Annotated in this window: 15 protein-coding genes and 1 pseudogene; 5 read left to right on the top strand and 11 right to left on the bottom strand. The window is 39.7% G+C overall.

Translation table 11 applies throughout. From position 1 onward, the window contains the following. Positions 1–40: 40 nt before the first annotated feature. Together FFM63_RS02505 and FFM63_RS02500 are read right to left on the bottom strand one after the other, a co-directional pair. Positions 41–2,719 (bottom strand): annotated as a pseudogene (locus FFM63_RS02505) (sigma-54-dependent transcriptional regulator). A 98-nt stretch (positions 2,720–2,817) separates the two neighbouring features. Next, complete coding sequence (locus tag FFM63_RS02500; RefSeq protein ID WP_137608768.1) at positions 2,818–3,312, bottom strand: TetR/AcrR family transcriptional regulator; 495 nt, start codon at positions 3,310–3,312, stop codon at positions 2,818–2,820. A gap of 144 nt (positions 3,313–3,456) precedes the next feature. Here FFM63_RS02500 and FFM63_RS02495 point away from each other — a divergent pair, with 144 nt between their 5' ends. Further along, entirely contained in the window at positions 3,457–4,380 is a 924-nt protein-coding gene (locus FFM63_RS02495) for a ketopantoate reductase family protein (RefSeq protein WP_137608767.1), read from the top strand. A gap of 208 nt (positions 4,381–4,588) precedes the next feature. Here FFM63_RS02495 and FFM63_RS02490 read toward each other — a convergent pair whose 3' ends face one another. Next, a complete protein-coding gene (locus FFM63_RS02490) occupies positions 4,589–6,664 on the bottom strand; it encodes a DNA topoisomerase III (protein WP_137608766.1) in 2,076 nt (691 codons plus the stop codon). Continuing rightward, positions 6,603–6,974: a DUF1033 family protein gene (locus tag FFM63_RS02485; protein ID WP_137608765.1), complete on the bottom strand. Its 372-nt coding sequence runs from the start codon at positions 6,972–6,974 to the stop codon at positions 6,603–6,605. Before FFM63_RS02485 ends, FFM63_RS02490 begins: the two co-directional genes overlap by 62 nt. Before the next feature lie 328 nt (positions 6,975–7,302). Here FFM63_RS02485 and FFM63_RS02480 point away from each other — a divergent pair, with 328 nt between their 5' ends. Further along, complete coding sequence (locus FFM63_RS02480; protein ID WP_137608764.1) at positions 7,303–7,533, top strand: hypothetical protein; 231 nt, start codon at positions 7,303–7,305, stop codon at positions 7,531–7,533. A 57-nt stretch (positions 7,534–7,590) separates the two neighbouring features. Here the strand turns inward: FFM63_RS02480 and mnmA are convergent, their stop codons facing one another. Then, the gene (gene mnmA, locus FFM63_RS02475; RefSeq protein ID WP_137608763.1) at positions 7,591–8,709 is read right to left on the bottom strand and encodes a tRNA 2-thiouridine(34) synthase MnmA; all 1,119 of its coding nucleotides are present in this window, start codon (positions 8,707–8,709) and stop codon (positions 7,591–7,593) included. 181 nt (positions 8,710–8,890) lie between these two features. On the opposite strand from mnmA, the gene FFM63_RS02470 reads away from it, so the two are divergent. Next, the gene (locus FFM63_RS02470; protein WP_137608762.1) at positions 8,891–9,268 is read left to right on the top strand and encodes a GntR family transcriptional regulator; all 378 of its coding nucleotides are present in this window, start codon (positions 8,891–8,893) and stop codon (positions 9,266–9,268) included. Next, entirely contained in the window at positions 9,268–10,641 is a 1,374-nt protein-coding gene (locus FFM63_RS02465) for a PH domain-containing protein (RefSeq protein ID WP_246033273.1), read from the top strand. Before FFM63_RS02470 ends, FFM63_RS02465 begins: the two co-directional genes overlap by 1 nt. A gap of 65 nt (positions 10,642–10,706) precedes the next feature. On the opposite strand, the gene FFM63_RS02460 is transcribed toward FFM63_RS02465, so the two are convergent. From FFM63_RS02460 to FFM63_RS02435, 6 genes are all read right to left on the bottom strand, one after another. Next, entirely contained in the window at positions 10,707–11,312 is a 606-nt protein-coding gene (locus FFM63_RS02460; RefSeq protein WP_137608760.1) for a metallophosphoesterase, read from the bottom strand. 90 nt (positions 11,313–11,402) lie between these two features. Then, positions 11,403–12,044: a hypothetical protein gene (locus FFM63_RS02455; RefSeq protein ID WP_137608759.1), complete on the bottom strand. Its 642-nt coding sequence runs from the start codon at positions 12,042–12,044 to the stop codon at positions 11,403–11,405. A gap of 194 nt (positions 12,045–12,238) precedes the next feature. Continuing rightward, positions 12,239–12,586 carry a DUF1831 domain-containing protein gene (locus tag FFM63_RS02450; protein ID WP_137608758.1) on the bottom strand — a complete coding sequence of 116 codons (348 nt, stop codon included), beginning with the start codon at positions 12,584–12,586 and terminating at the stop codon, positions 12,239–12,241. A 55-nt stretch (positions 12,587–12,641) separates the two neighbouring features. After that, entirely contained in the window at positions 12,642–13,787 is a 1,146-nt protein-coding gene (locus FFM63_RS02445) for a cysteine desulfurase family protein (RefSeq protein WP_137608757.1), read from the bottom strand. A gap of 216 nt (positions 13,788–14,003) precedes the next feature. Next, positions 14,004–14,975, bottom strand: coding sequence for a ribose-phosphate diphosphokinase (locus FFM63_RS02440; protein WP_137608756.1), 972 nt, complete (start codon positions 14,973–14,975; stop codon positions 14,004–14,006). A 120-nt stretch (positions 14,976–15,095) separates the two neighbouring features. Next, complete coding sequence (locus FFM63_RS02435; protein WP_137608755.1) at positions 15,096–15,641, bottom strand: C39 family peptidase; 546 nt, start codon at positions 15,639–15,641, stop codon at positions 15,096–15,098. Positions 15,642–15,829: 188 nt separating this feature from the next. Here FFM63_RS02435 and FFM63_RS02430 point away from each other — a divergent pair, with 188 nt between their 5' ends. Beyond that, entirely contained in the window at positions 15,830–17,737 is a 1,908-nt protein-coding gene (locus FFM63_RS02430) for a M13 family metallopeptidase (RefSeq protein WP_137608754.1), read from the top strand. The last annotated feature ends 134 nt before the right edge of the window (positions 17,738–17,871 follow it).

The following is a 17,871-nucleotide window of genomic DNA, read 5'->3' as shown; positions in this document are numbered from 1 at the left end:
GTTTGATAAGGTTTTCATCTTACACACAAAAAAACTAGGATTACACACTATGCGATCCTAGTTCTACTCGATTATCTTCAAGCGTTTTTACAATGTACGCAATATCATCTTCAGTGAATCGAATACCAAATTGTTTTTCAATGACTGTCAGCTTAACAGCCGTTTGATTGAAACGTAATTGATGCAACTGATGGAAATATTTTACATTCTCAAATGCTGGCCGCTCTTCACCTTTTTTGATTTTGTCGACTAAGAAGGCGAGATGAACACTCAATGCTTGGACGGCAGTATTTTCAATAATCAGTTCTTGTTCTTTGCGAATTCCCTTCAGTACATCATCAATCAGTAAAAAGAGTGTTTTTACATCTATTTCTGGTGAAAAATCTTTAGTCAACGAATCGACCATTTCCGGCAGAGAGATCGTACTGCCTAATAGATCTTGAAATTCCAAGATTTTATTCCGCTTGAATAGATTCATTGCGGGAATGAACGGGATCTTTTGATAATGAATCTCCATTGTTCCTACAATCGCCACGATATCTTTATGAGTGATCAGCTGATCGATCCGATGTTTGAAACTTTCACGTTCCAATGATTGCATCTGAATGATCTCAAATTCTTCCAGATTGACGATTTGCGAAACTACTTCATTCAAGCGTTTGGAAACACCCTCGCCGGTAAAACAAGCTACGATAATCACTTTCTTTTCATCTTTTTGAGTCGGCTCTTCTAATCGAACCATGTTTTGGAACATCGAGATAACGCTCGTATAGATTTCTTCTAAAGAGCGGCCTAATGTTGCCAACCGTAAACTTTCCAACACCAGCATCGTACTTGCCATCGAAATTACGCGAGTCCGAATTTCCATCTCATGAAAGATTAAATTACCAAAATTATTTGGTGATCCCATATCTGTCAGTAAGATGATCCCTTCTGAAAAAGTTTCGCGTCTTGCTTGGATATAATTTTTGATTTGGCCATACATCGCCTCAGTGTCCAACGTCAGCGGCATATTGAACGCGATTCCGTTAGTCGTCCCCAATAAGTCCTGAACAGTCTCTAGCATGCTGGATGCCGTTGATTTTCCATGCATGACGACTAGCACTGCCACTTGCCGTTCATCGATTTTTTTTACTTCTTGGTTATCCATCGTCAAAAACATTGTGATAAACCCGATTTCATCTAACGGGATCAGAATGTTGTAGGCTTCTTCGATCCGATTGGACAATTCAATAGCCAACTGAAACTCTTTTGAATAGTTGCGGCGAATATCATTTAAATTAGGATGAGAAATGAATTAATTTCCGCGAATTCGTTCGATCGTCGAACTGATGTGCAAGGCAAAAGCAAACCGCACTTTTTCATCATATTCACGTTGCATTTGCTTAGAAGCAAAGTCATACAAACTATTCACTAGTTTCCACAGCTCATCTGAAATGATCTCCCGATACGCATTCGTATGGGAAAGCTCCTCAACGTAGGTCTCAAAATATTGATCGACATCGTTAGAAATTAACTCTTCCAGATCAATCTCCGATAAGTTCTCGCGCCCTAACTTTTCCAATTTATAAGTAATTGAATGATAGACTTCCATATCTTTATTCGGATCTTGTCCCCAAACAACTTCCTCAGTTCCAGGTTTCAACGTCAAATAAAGATTTTTCTTATCCATAAAAGGGGTCAGCTTGTCTTGGACCTCGTTCATCCGCAGCAAACCTTTTTGGACGACCAATGGCAGATCTTCTTCTACGATCATCAATTTTTCTGATTCACTAGTCGTTTGATGATGTAAAAAAGCCTTGGCACAAACCAATTTCAAGTCGCGCTTCAACTGTCCGATATTTCCTTCGGCATTATATAAAAGAAAAGCCAGCAGACTGCGTTTATCGATCGCGATCTCTTGCAGCAGACGATTTGCTTCTTGCTGCAAAAATTCTTTAATGATCGCTAAACGTTCATCTAATGAGCGTTCTGCTAAAGACGGCAGTTCGATTTGCATAGGAATCCGGCGATTGAAAGTCGACAAGAATACCGAACTTGTCTCTGTCGTAGCTCCTATGATTTGGACCGACGCTTGTTTTTCTTGACCGTCGCCTAATGAACGAAAGGTTCCTTTATCAATAAAAGTAAAGAGCATCTCTTGACCTTCTGGCGGCAGACGATGGATCTCATCTAGAAATAAAATCCCGCCATCAGCTTTTTCCATCAGACCTTCGCGATTTTGTTCTGCTCCGGTAAATGCTCCGCGCTTCACTCCAAAAATATGACCGTAAAGCAGTTGCGGATTTTGGGCATAATCTGCACAGTTAAACGTGATAAACGGTGCACTCTCATCTAAAACAGCGGCTGAAACAGCAAAGCGATACATACATTCTGCAAACATCGTTTTCCCAGTTCCTGTCTCACCAAAAATAATCGTATGCAAACCTCGCGGCGGATACAAAATTGCCGCTTTTGATTTTTGAATCTGACTCTTTAACGAATCTTCGCGGCCAATCAGATTATCAAAATTAATATGTTTTTCCGCTGATACTGCGGCAATTTGAAATTTCACTGGGCGGCCATCTATTTTTTTGACTGCTCCGTCTTTCGTTAATTCATTCAAATAGCGGCTGACGTTCGTGCGATCGACCCCTAATTGATTTGCCAGCTCTTGTGCCGTTTGTTCGTTAGGATTTGCTCTCAATACATCCAATACTTCATCTTTTCTCGATTTCAAAAAAACCCCTCCTGCAAATGGTCTAAACCATTTATCATTGTAACCCTTTTCTTTTTAGATTTCTACTAAATTATCCTTGAGAAAGTTTTCAGACGGTTCTAACGAAGTAACTGCGTGATTTTTTCCAATTCCTGTGAGATTTCAATTTTAGAAATATCGTTCAGCAAGTAATATTCCAACAGCCCAACAATTCCATGCGCAAAAAACAGACTAGTTAAATGTGATTGACCGGTCAACTGCTCCAGCAAATAATCGATTTGAAACTGAGTAAAAAAACCTTGTTTATCCGCATTGAGCATTCGTTTCAATTTTTCACGATGTTCAGTGATATACTCAAAGGTCTTTTCGAGTTTTTTCTGATTATCTGTCTCGCCATTTTGCTCACAATATTCGACTAATCTTTGCATTTCATCAGCAATGCTTTTTTCAAGTAAATCATCTTTATCAATAAAATGAAGATAGAATGTTCCACGATTGATATCTGCAATTTGGCAAATTTGACTGACTGATATTTCTTCATAGCTTTTTTCTTTTAACAGTTGATAAAAAACTGCCGTGATTCCTTTTTGGGTTTTTCGTTTCCGTCGATCCATCATTTTGCTCCAATCATTTCTTCGATTCTGTTGAGTAATCAACACAAATAAACTTTTGTTGATTGCAACTTTTTACTTGTCTCTCTATCATATTGTACACAAGTTGAATAATCAACACTTGTTGATTATCGAAAGGATGAACAAATGAAGCTATTAATTTATGGCGCGGGTATCCAAGGAAGTTTTCTTGCGCATTCACTGATGAATAAACACAATGAAGTTACACTGTTAGCGCGAGGAAAAAGGAAGGAAAAATTGTTAACGGATGGTCTAGTGCTGGACCACTCGATTCAGCAAAAGCAAACCAAAGATTCCATTCGTGTGATTGAAACCCTCCAACCAGATGACCGATATGATTTGATTTTTGTTACAATGAAATACAGTGATTTCCCAACGATCATCGAACCATTGGCAAGAAACAATAGCTCCACGATTCTTTTTATCGGCAATCAACTTGATGCGGCTGCTTTAGAAAAAGAATTGCAAGAAAAAAGCAAGTCTCCTAAAACTATTTATTTTGGGTTTCAAATGACTGGCGGGACGAATACTGAAAAAGGGATTTCTATTTTGCGCTTTGGAAAAGGTAAGCTGAAAGTTGGCTCGCTGCATACTGATTTTAAAATAACCCAGCTTTTAAATGCTGCATTCAGCCAAAGTGATTCTACTTGGAGTTACGAAACAAAAATAGATGATTGGCTGAAAAGCCACGCAGTCTTGATTATGGTTCAAAATTCCTTTGAATACCTTTATGATTTTTCCTCTGAAAAAATTCGCAAGTCAGGTGATTTAGCGGTACTATCGCTCGCTATGAAAGAGGCTTTTGCACTCTTGGAAACAGCTGGTGTAGAAATATTGCCAAGTGGTCAAAAAAAATTTTTACGACACCCGCGGCTGATAAAATTATTTTTTGCTGTATACTATCGATTGCCTATCCGTCAGCTCGTTCAAGGAACTTTTAAAGAAATCTATCATTTGATCCAGTCGTTCGAACGTTATCAGATAACACCCGCTCCACAGCTCGACTCACTATTGCAAGCAGCAAAAGAAAAATATGAACAGTCATCGTAGATTCCACTATACTAAAAAAGCATCAAAGGTCGCCCTTTGATGTTTTCTATCTTCTGTGTTTACTGCTTACCTTATTTTAGGAAAAGACATCGTCAGGCAGAAAAAAAAGGATGTGACAGTTGTCACACCCCTTTGCCTTTAGTTCTTACAAGCCCTCATCATAATGATTAGTAAATTAAATTGCAGACTTAGAATTTATCTTGGCGGTCTAGTCATTGCCTTCCATCGCTGCTTTTAATGCCGCAGCCAACGGACTTTCTTGCGGTTCTTCTTGGTCATTGATTTTCTTCAATAAACGACGTTCTTCATGTTTCGTCATTTTTTTCGAACGTTCTTTTCTATCTAACATCTTCTCGGTCGTTCCATCATATTTACAACGGAAATAGGCACCGTTTTTGCCATCGATGATCTCCATCTTGCGGTGGCATTGCGGGCAACGATGATTGGAAACTTTAGGATCTTTTCGGCGGCGATACGTACATTCAGGATTGGTACAAATATAGATCTTGCCATCCCGAGTATTTTTTTCGCGTAACGGTGATCCGCACTCTGGACATTTTTTAGCTGTGATTGAAAAATCTTGATACTTTTTATCACTGTGTTTAACTTCGCTGACCAGTTTTTTCGTGTCTGCTTCAATCTCTTGTAAAAATTGTTTGCTGCTGTATTTGCCGTTAGCAATCGCTTCTAGTTGTTTTTCCCATTTTTCGGTCAGTTCTGGAGTGACTAATGATGGGTTTACTAATTCTAACAATTGTTTACCCTTCGGTGAGACGGCTAGTCCGGTGTTCGTCCGTTCCATCAATTCAGACTTGATCAGTTTTTCAATGATTTCTGCCCGCGTTGCTGGTGTTCCCAAACTATGTTTCTCCATTTGAGCAAGTAATGTGCCTTCATTCAACGGTTTGGGCGGTGCAGTCAAGGCTTTCTCAATCGTGAACTTGGGTACAATTTTCATCCCGTCTGACCATTGAACCGCTTTTTTTGCTTCTTCAGCCGGTTTCCAGCCCGCCGTTAAGACCGTATTTTGTCGGAAAGTAAATGTTTCGTTTTGGAAAGTTACTGTTACTTTCTGCTGGCTTTCTTTGTGAGCTTCTGCAAATAAACCTAAAAAACGTGTCACGATCAGATTATAGATCCTTTGTTCATCCGTCGACAGCTTCTCAAAACGTGGCCGCTGTTCGGTTGGGATCAAAGCATGATGATCCGTTACTTTATTATCTTGGAATACACGCGTTTGTTTTACTTGCGCACCATTTTTAATGTAAGTTTTCACTTCTGGTGCAAAATCGTTGATCGCTTGCAATCGTTCTTTCATCGTTGCTTTCATATCATTTGTCAGATATTTACTATCTGTTCGCGGATAGGTTACGATCTTGTGTGTTTCATATAAACTTTGAACGAGCGTCAACGTCTTCTTCGCAGAGAATTGGTAACGAGCGTTGGCTTCTCTTTGGATTTCTGTTAAGTCATAAGGAAGCGGTGCGGGTTCCGTCTTTTCTTTTTCAGTAATGTCAGTCACTGTCCCTTTTTGCTGCATCATTTCTTTGACTAGTTTTTCTGCAGCATCGCGTTCAGTGATACCGTATGGATTCTTTTGATTCAGTTTAGCTTTTTGACCATCGACTTCTAAAGAGATGACAAAATAATTCTGTGGGCGGAATTTTTCAATTTTATTTTCTTGCTGGCGGACCATCGCAAGTGTCGGAGTCTGTACCCGACCTGCTGATAAACTATCTTCATATTTAACAGTCAATGCCCGCGTAACATTCAGTCCGACTAACCAATCCGCTTTTGCCCGGGCTAAAGCGGATTGATACAAATTATCATATTCTTTGGCTGGTTTTAATTGCTTGAAACCATCTTTGATCGCTTTAGTAGTTTGCGAAGAGATCCACAACCGCTTGACAGGTTTTTCAAAGCGCACATATTCCAAGATCCAGCGGGCCACAAGTTCGCCTTCACGACCCGCATCTGTCGCGATCACCGCTTCTGAAATATCTTTGCGTTTGGCCAACTGTTGGATTGATTTTAATTGTCCACGAGTTTTCGGCAAAGGTTTGATCCCGATATGTTTTGGGATCATCGGCAACGTCTCCATTTGCCAACTTTGCCATTCGCTATTTAAATCCTCCGGCATTTTTAGACTCAATAAATGACCAAGGGCCCAAGTCACAACAACATTGGGTCCTTCAAAATAATTCTTATTTTTTTGATTAGCGTTAAGCACCTTGCTCAAGTCTCTTGCAACACTTGGCTTTTCCGCTATAATGAGCTGTTTCATAAAATTCCTTTCTGCTAGCAACCGTTAATGGTTGTTCATCTTTTAATAGCGCCAGTCCCCAGTACTGTTGCAAATAATCATCACACTCTTCGCACCAGCGTTCGTCCTGTTCTTTCCAAAATGCGCTTAAATAATTCTGTTTTGCATTGCTATATGTATTGGTTTTTTGGAGCTCGCTCCAACGATGTTCATAATAAGCTACTGCCGCGTCAAACTCTTCAAAAGTCGCGGTCTCTTGGATATCTGTTTGCCACTCTTCAAAGAACCACCAAGGTTCATTGTCCCCATACATGGTAATCACCTGATACATCTTACTCTCCTTCTTTCTACCCCAATCATAAGTATCATGAAATAAAAATACAAGAAAAATGTTCTCAATTGAAATAAGTTCAACAAAAAATTGAAAACTATAAATTTTTTGCAGAAAAATGTTGTTTTTTTCTTAATTATAGCCTACCACAAAGCAAAAGAATTTTATATAACTTTTGCAAGAGGAATGAAAACTATGTTTAAAACGTCCTCCGTTTTTAGCAGTCATTGCTCTAGTAAAAATATTATAAAATCCAAGTCTTATTAATGGTAAAATTTTCGTTAGTTTTTTATACTAATAAATAATTCTAATGAAAGAAGTGACGAACATGCTTGATGGACAATTAAAATTCCTTGATTTTTTCCTTAACAATGCCATTGAAGGCAAAGAGGATGAAGCAAAGAAAATCTTAATCAAAAGTTTTGCGGACCAAGAAACAGCTGCACTAAACTTACAAGAGTTCAAACAATTGCAAGAACAACTTTTTCCTTTGATCAAACCGGAAAAATTAGATGAAGTCAAAGTCGCAATGGCCCATTTTTCTCAAGGCCTTGCATAATAAAAAGTAGTCACCCGTCAAATTCAACGGTGACTACTTTTTTGTTGCCAACTTTTTTTAAATATATTGTAATTCTTTTGTTGCTTGGTACGCGTGATCGATTAATCCACCACCTAAACATTCCATTCCATCGTAAAAGACAACTGCTTGTCCTGGTGTGATCGCACGAATAGGTTCGTCAAAGATCACTTCAGCCCGATCGCCATCCAGCAAACGAACCGTAACAGGAACATCTTGCTGACGATAACGGAACTTCGCTGTGCACTTGAATTCCTTTGGCTGTCCTTCATTTGTTGTAAAATGAATTTCACTAGCATCCAAACTTGTCGCATACAATGCTTCATGATGAAAGCCTTGACCCACATATAACGTATTTGTTGTTAAATCTTTACCGACTACGAACCACGGTTCTTGCGTTTTTCCGCCGCCGCCGATGCCTAAACCTTGACGTTGGCCGATCGTATAATACATCAAACCATCGTGTTCGCCTTTTTCTTCGCCGTCCAATGTTACCATCTTCCCTTTTTTAGCGGGCAGATAGTTGCTTAAAAATTGCTTGAAATTCTTTTCGCCGATGAAACAAACGCCCGTTGAATCTTTTTTCTTCGCCGTTGCAAGGCCAGCACGTTCCGCGATTGCACGAACTTCTGGTTTTTGCATTCCGCCTAATGGAAACAACGTTTTTGCCAATTGTTCTTGTGATAATTGACTCAAGAAATACGTTTGGTCTTTGTTGTTATCGACACCGCGTAGCATGTGGACGACACCATTTTCGTCTTTTTCGACTTGGGCATAATGTCCAGTTGCTACATAATCTGCTCCTAATTCCATCGCGTAATCTAAGAAAGCTTTGAATTTGATTTCTTTGTTACACATTACGTCAGGATTAGGCGTGCGTCCGGCACGATATTCTGCTAAGAAATACTCAAAGACACGATCCCAATATTCCTTTTCAAAATTGACAGAGTAATAAGGGATCCCAATTTGGGCAGCGACTTTCGCCACATCCTTATAATCTTCCGTCGCGGTACAAACACCATTTTCATCAGTGTCGTCCCAATTTTTCATAAAAATGCCGACTACATCATAGCCTTGTTCTTTTAACAACAAAGCAGTTACTGATGAATCGACGCCGCCGCTCATTCCTACGACGACTCGTGTGTTGCTGTTAGACACAGTATCACCATCATTTCAATCTAGATTCCGAAAACTCTACGATTTGAAGGTCGCAACTTTTCAGTAACATGCATTATACAACATAAATCCTAAATTTTCGATAAATAATTCTTAAATGGCGTTTTTCTTGTCTTTTTGTATTATTTGTATTAATATAAACAATACAAAGGAGGTCGCTACTATGATTTTAGAAATCAATCCTCATTCAGATGAACCGATTTATTTACAACTGCGCAAACAAATCATTATAGGGATCGCAAAAGGTGACTTAAATCCCGCTGAACAGCTGCCCACTGTTCGACAAATCGCTGATGAGATCGGAATCAATACAATGACTGTCTCAAAAGGTTATCAGCAATTGCGCGAAGAAGGGTATTTGCTGACTGATCGTCGTAAAGGGACTGTCGTTGCACCATTACCAGTTGTTTCAGGCAAAACCAATGAAGAAAATTTGACACTTTTATTAGCAGAACTTTATTTAGCTGAACCAGATGAAGAAAAACTGCGCGACAAGATCCAAACAATTTTGTCTTCTTTTAGAAAGGGTGAGAACCAATGATGGCTCTGATTATTTTAGTAGTCTTAATCGCATGTAACTTTATTATGGCTTTGGTCAGCAGTTTGGCTGCTAAGCCGCATAATTATGTGATCGTTGAAAATACTTTTCCAGCAGAAAAAATCGATGATCCAAAAGTCCTGCACTTTTCAAAAAGTTTTCGTACCCGTCAATTTCAAGCGGCGTCTATCTTAACGATCCTCGATTTTGTGCTCTTGATCCCTATGAAAGATTCCAGCTTTATGTTGCTATTTTTCCTACTCTTATATTTGACCATTGGCACGAATTATTTGATCACCTTGCGCTACATCCGTAAAGGACATCAACTGATCGTTGAAAATCACTGGCAGCTGACTACTCAGCCGATCCAGATCGATACTCGCTTAGTCCTTGAAAAAAATCGCAAACTCGTCTCTGCTTGGTGGTTCTTATTGTCTTTAGGCTTGATTCTTTTACTCAGCGGACTGCTTTATCAACGAGCACTGCTTGATCTGGCACTGATGCTCTTGATCATTAACGTACTCATCTGGGGGATGATGTTTTTCATTTGGCGGGTTATTAGCCGTTTGCCGGTCCGCCCATTGACGGCCGATCAGAAAATCAATCAACAATACAATGATCTCACTAAATTTTACTGGTCAAGTCTCTCCGTTTTTATGAGCGGGCTGATCAGCTTGATCATCTTTATCCCATTATTGACGATGAAAATGGATGTCAAATTTTTTAGCCTCTTGACGATTTTAGAAATCAGTTTGATCCTTTTATTTTGTGGTGCTTCTCTGTGGTGGTTGGTTCGGCTTCGGCAAAAACAAGATCAGTTGTTGACTAGCACCGCTACTTTTCGTTATTTTGGCGAGGATTATTATTGGCGTTACGGGATGTATTACAATCCGAATGACAATCGCTTGATGATTCCCGATCGAATCGGTATGAATATCTCCGTTAATTTAGGTAAAACTGCCGGGAAAATCTTTTTAGGACTGATTCCGATAATTTTGATTGCTGCCATGGCGGTTACTATTGTCCCATTATACGTATTGGATTATCATCCCGATCCGCTTAGTTATGAAATAAAAAACGAAGCGGTCATCCTTGATGGTCCCTTCGTCAAAGAGCAGAATATTCCATTTGATCAAATCACAAAAGTTGAATTGACCGAACAAATACCGACTGGCATTCGAACAAATGGGCTCGCGACTAATAATTATGATATTGGTCATTATCGAATCGCGGGTAAATCTGCAGTTTTATTCGTTGATCATCAGTCAAAACCCATTTTAACGATCACTACTAATGATCATTCTTATTACTACACAAATAAAAAACCAGCAGAAACGAAAAAGCTGTATCAAACGATCCAACGATTCAATCAATAAAAACCAACAGACTTATTCACGAAGCAACGGAATAAGTCTGTTGATTTTTTCATTAGTAATCCTGGCTATTTTAATTTTTTTACTTCGATTTCTTTATAGGCCGCGATCTCATCTATCAAATTTTCAGAGATGGGGGTCCCAAACGGTAAGGGTGTTTGCAAGAAATTGCGTTCGGGTGCGTCGACTCCAACATTGATATCTTCTGCGATCGGCATACTGTAATTATGGATATGACCATGCAAGTTGCGAATATTCACTGTTTTGCCTAAAAGCATTGGATAATGGGTCAAATAATATTGATGGTGATTAAACTTGACAATCGCTCCGACATCTTGAAATTCGAACTTTGCGGTGCCATTTGCAAGTTTTGGATTATGGGCTGCCAAATATTTGAAAAATGTCCGCGAGTCATGGTTTCCTTTAATGAATATGATTTTCCCTTCCAATTGCAGCAATTGTTCTAAAATCGCGGGGAACCCTTTTTCATACAGCGGATGCATCGCTACATCCCCCAAATGATACACCGTATCTTTTTCGTTCACCACCGCGTTCCAGGCAGTGACCATTTGCTGATTCATCTCTTCAACAGAATCAAATAAGCGCGGCGCAAAGTCGTTGTTGCCCAACAGGTTCTCATGAAAATAATGTGTATCTGCTATAAAATATTTCATTCTCATCACCTACAGAGGAAGTCTATTTCTTTTATTTTACCATCTATCTTGAAAAAATGCGCTTTTGTATCGCCAAATAAGGCTACCAACTTAGATTTGGTAGCCTTGTTTTTGTAAAAGTGCTTGATATTTTAGTTTAATAATTGCAATAACAGCCTCCAGCTGAGTTAAATCCTCTACTCTAGTCGCATCGAATTCTTTGGTGCGTCTAAAGGATTTCCCTGTATCGATCAAGTGAAAGATCTGATTCCACTGCTCAAATTCAGAAAGATTATTGAAATTAGCGATTGGAAACGCCGCTCCATCACAAATTTCCCACAAACGAAAGATTAAAAAAGCTGTATCGATTACTTGCTGTTTTTTTTGCTTTTTGCATTTGATGATCACTTTTTCTGGATTGTATTTCAGATACCAATCTAAGAGAATAAAAAAAGCTTCCCAACGATAAGTATCATGGAACATTTTTTTAGTGTCAGGCATGTCGCGAAAAATCAGCGGGATCAAGTATTGCTTTTTATATTCCCAACAAGGAATACCGTCGATATAATAATCGACATACCGCGTCAAATAACTGTTTCCTTCGTAATCACTAATATAATAATCATCGACACCATATTTTTGAAACGCTTTCGTCAGCTTGGCACAGTCTTCAATTGAGACGGTCAGCCCTGACAAGAGACGGAAATCAGAAATAATTTTATGATGCTCGATCGTGTCTATCTTGTGAACCAACTTCTCACCTACATTTCCAACAATTTTCTTATCATTAGTGTACCATAATCTGCTAAAATTGAAGCCTCTAAGCATTAAAAAAACTTAAAAAAATTACATTTACAACCCAACAGAAAACGCTTTATTATTATTGTATTTCTCTAAAAATAGCGCAAAAAACGGCTCTCATCTTCTCAGACAAAAACCGTTTCAACTTAAATTTCTTCTTTGACGAACAATCCGCGATCAATCATCCCATCCATTAGAAAGTAAAATTTTTCTTGGACCATTTCTTGTTTAGCATCTTTAAAAATATCGACTACTTTTAGTCCATTAGCTGTCGTCACCGACATTTTCAACGCGCTGAGATCTTTTGTCACCGTAATCTTTAGTTTGAATCCTTCTTTACTTTGGGGCGTCGCTTGCAACGGACGAACTAGTTGGAAATTACCTGAACTTGTTTCGGTAAACCCATTATCACGCAATGTGTATCTTTTAGCAGTTGGTGCTAACGCGTATTGATAGTTTGCCCCTCTGATCGTTGCCGTTTTTGTAAATGCCATTTGCTCACCTCATCTTTTAATCTTAATTATAAAGATATGCATTCGTCATTTCAATCTACTTTGTGAGTTCTTTTAAACTAGCTACAAGCTGTTCTGCAAAATATTCTACTTGTTCCATCGTATTGCCATAACCAAAACTTACGCGCAACGATTCTTTGACCTCCTGCGCATTTTTGCCATACATCGCTTCTAGTACATGCGAAGGGTCTACCGTTCCTGCCGTACAGGCCGAACCAGTCGAAACCGCGATACCGCGCAGATCCAATTTCACCAACAGCAGATCATTGATGATTCCGCTAAAACGAAGATTCAAGACATGGGGCAGTTTATTGCTTAGATCCCCATTCACATGATAATCGATTTTTTCGTGATCTAAAATCGTTAAAATTTTCTGAGTGAATTGATCGTATAAATTCCGTTGTGCTTCACGTTTTTCTTCGGTCAATAGTTCTACCGCTTTGGCCATTCCGCAAATCCCCGCAAGATTTTCGGTTCCTGCACGGCGTTTTTCTTCTTGTTCTCCGCCGCGAAGTAGTGGGACTAATTTTACTTCATCACTTTTATATAAGAATCCGACACCTTTTGGTCCATTGATTTTATGCGCAGAAGTGCTTAGAAAATCAATTCCTAGTTCATGAGGCTGGATAAATTGATTGCCGTAAGCTTGAACAGCATCGGTATGAAAATACGCGGGATGCTCTTTCAAACGCTCACCGATTTCTTTGATCGGCATTAGATTACCGATTTCATTATTGCCGTACATGATTGATACTAACGTCGTATCAGGACGCAAGCTGGCTTCAAAATCTGCCATCGATAGATTCCCTTTACGATCTACTGGCAAGTAAGTCACTTCAAATCCTTGAGTCTCCAAATACTTCATCGTATTAATAACTGCAGGATGCTCGATCTGAGTCGTGATCAAGTGGCGTCCTTCATTTTGACGACCAAAAGCCGTACTTAAAATCGCTGTATTGTCGCCTTCTGTTCCGCCGCCGTTAAAAATAATCTCATGATATTTTACACCGAGGCTTTTCCCAATAACTTCTCGAGCCATTTCTAATTTTCTAGCGGCTTGACGGCCAAAATGATGGACACTTGATGGATTACCGAAAGTATCCGTCATAACTTCTGTCATCGCTGTAATTACTTCTGGGTGCATCGGGCTTGTCGCCGCATGATCTAAATAAATATTTTCCACAAATCTTCGAACCTTTCTGACAGCCAGCTTTTTGAATATATTTTTATTATTTTGCTAAACTGTTCGATCTCTTATTCTTAAAACTTCACTCACTGCAAAATCTGCCGCTAACTGAACATCCGGCCTTGTTTTGCAAACTAAAACTTTGAATTTTAGTAACAACTGAAAATCTAGCTAGAAATTCGAGCTGACAAAAAAAGGACACAGGGCCCTTTTTTATTTGAAATCTTTTTGTTCCATTGTAAATAACGGGCTGACCGATTCATTTTTATGGATTCGTTTAACTGCTTCACCCATTAAGACTGAACAACTGATGATCGACAACTTTTCAGGATGGCGCTCAGGACCCGTTAAGACAGAGTCTGTGATGCAAATGTCTTCAATGTCTGCAGCATCTAAATTCGCTTTTGCTGGAGGTGACAATAATCCGTGCGATGCGCAAGCAACAACTTCTTTTGCCCCAGCTTTTTTCAATATTTTTGCTGCATTAGAAAAGACTCCGCCGGTATTCAAAATATCATCGACCATGATACAGCATCGGCCTTCAACATCCCCAATCACATAGCCGGAATCTGGATTTCCTTCTTCCGCAACATCGACGATCGCGATTGCTGTATCTAAATACTCCGCTAAACTGCGGGCACGCTGCACGCCGCTATTTTTTGGCGATACGACGACATAGTCATCACCGACCATCCCGCGACGGCGATAATAATGCGCAAACAATGGCATCGTAAATAAATTATCGACTGGAATATCAAAGAAACCTTGGACTTGTACTGTATGTAAATCAAGGGTCAATACTCTTGTTGCACCTGCGTTTGAAAGTAAATTCGCTATTAATTTAGCTGTGATCGGCTCATGCGGCTTAGCGGTACGGTCTTGTCTAGCGTAACCATAATATGGCAAGACGACATTGATCGTTTTTGCACTCGCACGTTTTAACGCATCGATCATAATCAATAACTCTAAATAATAATCATTTACCGGTTCATTCGTCGATTGGATCACATAAACATCAAATCCGCGGACCGTTTCTTCCAAGTTGATAGAGATCTCTCCATCACTGAATTGTTTGACAGTGCTTTTTCCTAACGGCACGCCACAAACATCGGCGATTTTTTCAGCCAATGGTTTATTCCCATTAAGACTAAAAATTTTAAACTTTCCATTACTTTCTTCTGACATGGTGTCCCTCCAAGTATTTTGTACCCCTAGTTTAACATAGTTTAGTTATTTGCTGTAGATTTTACTTTTCAACCGAATCGAACAAATAAATTCTTAAAATCCGACACAGATCCGATTGCTTTAAGCCTTTTGCGAAACTAGCGTGATCGTTCCATTTCCCCATTCGGCAGGAATGATCGCCTCGCTGTTGCCCCAGTTGTCATGAACTTTATAAAATTTTTGTCCATCCGCAGTTTCCATAAAGCCGTGAACCACGACCCAATGATTTTTGTAACTGCTGCCGAGAATCTGCAAAAGTCCAATCATAACCGGCTCGCCTGCTGTGATCCGTTTAGTTACCCGCTGCCACGAACCAATGGCTGTTCCTCTGGCACGGTAAGGAATCTGGTAACGGCGAAAGAAACGATTCAAGCCTAAAGAAATCTGGCAAGGGATCGTTGGAAGATCGATTGGCTGTAAGAACGATTGTAAGACGCGGATCAATTCTTCTTTTTGCTTACTATTTATTTCTAAACTAGGCAAGCAGTCTTGATCTAGCTCATCTTGCCAGTACGCCAATAGCACACTGGCGGCATAAGTTCCGCACAAAAATCCTCGCGGCGTTTTCCACTCGCGATATTTTTCAAAACTCTTTAATTCTACCCAGTGATCAAGTGAATCCGTCATTTTTCCACCGCCAAATCGTTTTATTTTGTCTATTTTCTAAAATGTATCATAATTAACTTTGACCTTTGCTGACGATAGCTGCCTAGATAAACGAAGGTTTCTAAAAAAGTGCTCTTCCTATGAGCAGTCCATCAATTGTTTTATTATAATATAGATTAGATCATAATGACAAAGGAGCTGAAGTTTTTATGGATAAAACAAAAATCAAAGAAGATTTATATGAAGCAGTCAACGGCGAATGGATCAAGGAGGTCGTCATTCCAGCCGATAAGCCGGCAACCGGCGGCTTTCAAGATCTGGTCGATGAAATCGATGACTTATTGATCGCTGATACGAAAAAGATGAGTGCCGATCCTTCACTGATTCCAACTGACTTGATGAAAGAATACATCGCGTATTTTCAATTAGCAAACGATTATCAAAAACGCGATCAAGATGGAGTAGCCCCTTTGCTTCCGCTATTAAATCAAGTATCAGAATTAAAAAATCTGGCTGATTTAGATCAGCAATTGACCCGCTGGGTACTCGAGGGACTTCCTCTGCCTTTTGGTGTAGACGTCGATGCGGATATGAAAAACACAAAAATCAACGCGTTATTCGCAGGCGCCCCCAATCTGATTTTGCCAGACAAAACTTATTATGAACCCGATCATCCTCAAGCACCGCAACTTTTAGCGATTTTTAAAGAGATGACACTGAAACTTTTTGCCCTAGCAGGTTACGAGGCTGATACAGCTGAAAAAATTACAGATGAAGCCCTTCAATTTGATAAATTGCTGGCTCCTCACGTAAAAAGTGCCGAAGAAAATGCTGACTATAGCAAAATGTATAATCCTGAAAGCGGCGAAGAATTTATCAAGCATAGCCAACAGTTGGACTTGAAAAAATTATTGATCGGATTAGTCGGTGAAGTTCCTGAAAAAATCATCGTGACCGAACCGCTATTTTTTGCAAAACTAAATGGCTTGATCACACCAGCAACATTTCCCCAAATGAAAAGCTGGATGCTGGTCATGACGATTAATGCTTTGACCGCTTATCTCAGCGAAGAATTCCGTCAAGTCGGCGGCAGCTATAACCGAGCACTCTCTGGTGCGCCGGAAGCCCGCCCGCAAGAAAAAGCGGCATTCTATCTTGCTTCTGGACGTTTCGATCAAATCATCGGCGACTATTATGGAAAAAAATATTTTGGCGAACAAGCCAAAAAAGATGTTCATCAAATGGTGGAGCGAATGATTGGAATCTATCAAGAACGTTTGAGCAGCAACAGCTGGCTTAGCGAAGCTACTCGCGAAAAAGCTATCACTAAATTAAAAACGCTCGGCATTCATGTCGGCTATCCAGAAAAAATTCCGCCGATTTACACACAATTTACAGTGACTCCAGCTGAAAATGGCGGCTCGCTGTTAAGCAACGCATTGCACTTTAGTCAGTTAAAACGTCGCGACGAGTACGCAAAATGGAATAAACCAGTCGAACGGGATGAATGGGAAATGAGCGCCAACACTGTCAATGCTTATTACCATCCGTTTCGTAATATCATTGTTTTCCCAGCAGCGATCTTACAAGCACCGTTTTACAGCTTGGAACAATCTAGCAGCGAAAACTTTGGCGGGATCGGCGCAGTCATCGCCCATGAGATTTCTCATGCCTTTGACAACAACGGTTCGCTATTTGATGAGTATGGAAATCTGAACAATTGGTGGACAGACGATGATCAAGCATATTTCCAAACATTGGCCGATCAAATGATCGCCGAATTTGATGGATTGGAAATTACCGGCGGAAAAGTCAACGGCAAATTGACCGTTTCAGAAAATATCGCTGATGCGGGCGGATTAAGTTGTGCATTAGAAGCCGCCAAAAAAGATGCTGATGCCGACCTTGCAGGTTTCTTTATCAACTGGGCTACGATTTGGCGAATGAAAGCCCGCCAAGAATACACACAATTACTCTTGTCAGTCGATGTTCACGCACCGAATAAATTACGGGCCAATGTCCAAGTCAAAAATTTGGCAGAGTTCTATCAAACCTTTGATATCAAACCAGCTGATACTATGTATTTAGCTCCTGAAAAACGCGTAACTATTTGGTAATTCTATGTAAGTTAGCGATTATACCAGAAGCAGCCGCTTCAAAAAATAAGAACGACTTTGCGAAAAAGGCTTCTCAACTTTTGTGAAATTTTGGCTTATTTCTTGAAACTATTTCTCACCATTTATTCGAAAAA

Origin of the sequence: Enterococcus pingfangensis, from assembly GCF_005405205.1 — a bacterium.
GTDB classification, from domain to species: Bacteria; Bacillota; Bacilli; order Lactobacillales; family Enterococcaceae; genus Enterococcus_A; species Enterococcus_A pingfangensis.
The sequence above is the reverse complement of the archived record's forward strand: the minus strand, read 5'-3'. Positions and strand labels throughout refer to the sequence as shown.